This is a genomic window from Vibrio makurazakiensis (genome assembly GCF_050337375.1).
GTDB classification, from domain to species: domain Bacteria; phylum Pseudomonadota; class Gammaproteobacteria; order Enterobacterales; family Vibrionaceae; genus Vibrio; species Vibrio makurazakiensis.
Window position 1 is genome coordinate 1 of the sequence record NZ_JAKJSW010000391.1, and the last position, 2202, is coordinate 2202.

At 42.3% G+C, this 2202-nt stretch carries 2 protein-coding genes; both read left to right on the forward strand.

The features are described 5' to 3' along the window. A partial coding sequence (locus L4C33_RS21770) for an ABC transporter permease (protein ID WP_428814471.1) occupies window positions 1-848 on the forward strand: 848 nt, incomplete at its 5' end. 1 nt (window position 849) lies between these two features. Then, entirely contained in the window at window positions 850-1971 is a 1122-nt protein-coding gene (locus tag L4C33_RS21775) for a lipocalin-like domain-containing protein (protein WP_428814472.1), read from the forward strand. The last annotated feature ends 231 nt before the right edge of the window (window positions 1972-2202 follow it).

Below are 2202 nucleotides of genomic sequence, written 5' to 3' on the forward strand. Positions count from 1 at the left end.
CACCTAAAGGCAGTATTCAAGTCGTGAGTACCGGAGCTTCGGAAGGTGAATTGGATGCCCTAACCATTAAGCTTGGGATTCCAAACTATTGGTACCATTTACACCATTCAAAAGGTGTGATGATCAGTGAGTCGATGTCTCTGAAGCTTGGGATAAGACCAGGTGACTATATCGATTTATATGATTCACTAGGCTCGGGCTGGCAAGTCGTCGGAGTGTATTATGACTATGGTAATCCTTATCATCAGGTCATGATGTCACATCGTAATTGGTTATTTGGCTTTGCTGGTAAAGGCAATGTTGGTTTAGGGATTGTCTTAGAAGACAACGTAAACCCTCAAGGCCTAAGGCAACGATTGGAAAATGTATTTAGGCTAAATTCAGAACGAATTTACGACAACAATAATATCCATAATCAAGCCATGCGAGTGTTTGACCGCACGTTTGCTATTGCGGATACACTAGGTAACATCACGTTAGTGATCGCTGTTTTTGGTATTTTCTTTGCGAGCATCGCTGGAGAAATTTCGCGTCAGCGGCATATATCATTACTTAGATGTTTAGGGATGTCTGGTAAAGAACTGATCGTTATTGGTGGCCTGCAACTATTTGTATTTGGCTTGATAGCATCCATTATAGCCATACCTTTAGGCTTGGCGTTAGCGAGCTTGATAGTAGATATCGTGATTAAACAGTCCTTTGGTTGGTCATTAGGGTTGCAAGTTATCCCATGGGATTATTTAGTCACCTTCAGTTGGGCTATGGGGGCATTGATGTTGGCTGGTGCACTACCTGTATTACGAATGATCCGGAATACGCCAATGAAATCACTAAGGGATGCTCTGTAATATGTCTAAGCGTTCTCTTGTGAATATTGTCTCAACTGTTCTGGTTACATGTACTCTTCTCGCTTTAATTGGGTGGGGCTTCTATTACTCTTTTATCAAAGATGTGGGCAACAAAGGCGTTAATGAAGTCAGTGCGATACTCATTAGTGAAAATAAACAGGTGTTTGAACCTGTGTTACCAGACCGCACTATTTCGTTACCTAATGACTTTCAGTTTCATCCAGATTTCCAGCATGAATGGTGGCATTACTTTGCGTCAGTTAAATCTGAGTCAGGCGAAATATACTCTATTCAGTGGAGCTTCTTCCGCATCGCTACGGATGAACGAGAAACTTCCGGTTGGCAGAGCCCTCAACTCTATATAGCTAACGTTGTTATCAGCTCTAAGTCCGGTGTGTGGAAAGATCAGCGTCTCGCGAGAGGGGGGATTGGTCAAGCGGGTATGAGCAATAAGCCCTTTAGGATCTGGATTGATAACTGGAGCTGGCGTTCACTCAGCAGCACACCATTCCCTGGCCAATTGTCAGCGAGTACTGAGAAATTTGAACTAGCATTGAATACTTATGCGAAAGGGCCTTATGTGTTCAATGGTGATAAAGGCTACCAACAAAAACATGACCTTTTACCTGTCGCTTCATACAATTTCAGTGCACCTTTCCTTGCCGTATCTGGCTCAATTAAGCTTGATGGGAAATTAATCCCTGTATCTGGAAATGCTTGGCTACATAAAGAGTGGGGAAGTGGTTTACTAGGAGAAGGGCAACAGGGCTGGGATTGGTTTATCTTCAATCTCGATGACGGGCGTTCATTGAGTATCAACCGCTATCGTCACAACCAACAGTTACCCTACGTCTTCGGTACCTTAGCGACTCGCTCAGGTAAGGTCATTCAGCTGACAGAAAAAGATATTTCGATTACACCACTTCAAAACTCCACACTGATGAACGGGCGTCGCTTACCTCTACAATGGATCATCAATGTAAAGGAATATGACATTAACCTTACCACTCGGATTGTGAGGCGAGACATGTGGCTTCCTTTCGTTATCCCTTATTGGGAAGGCCCCATAAATGCGAGCGGCAGTCATGAAGCCACCGGCTTTATGCAGCTCACAGGTTATTGATTAAAGAACGGTCTCATTTAGAGGCCGTTTTTGTATTTATAGACTTTACTCTTTTTAAAACAAACGCATACTAGAATGAATCTTGTCTTCTATACTTAAGGATAGCATTCAGTTGACTAATGGAATAAACGATGTATTGTTTATTATTTGTAGGAAAAACCGAAGTTACAACTCCAAAGAAGTGATTATTGCTTCGCATAACTAAGCTATAAACTCATATCTATTCTTTGT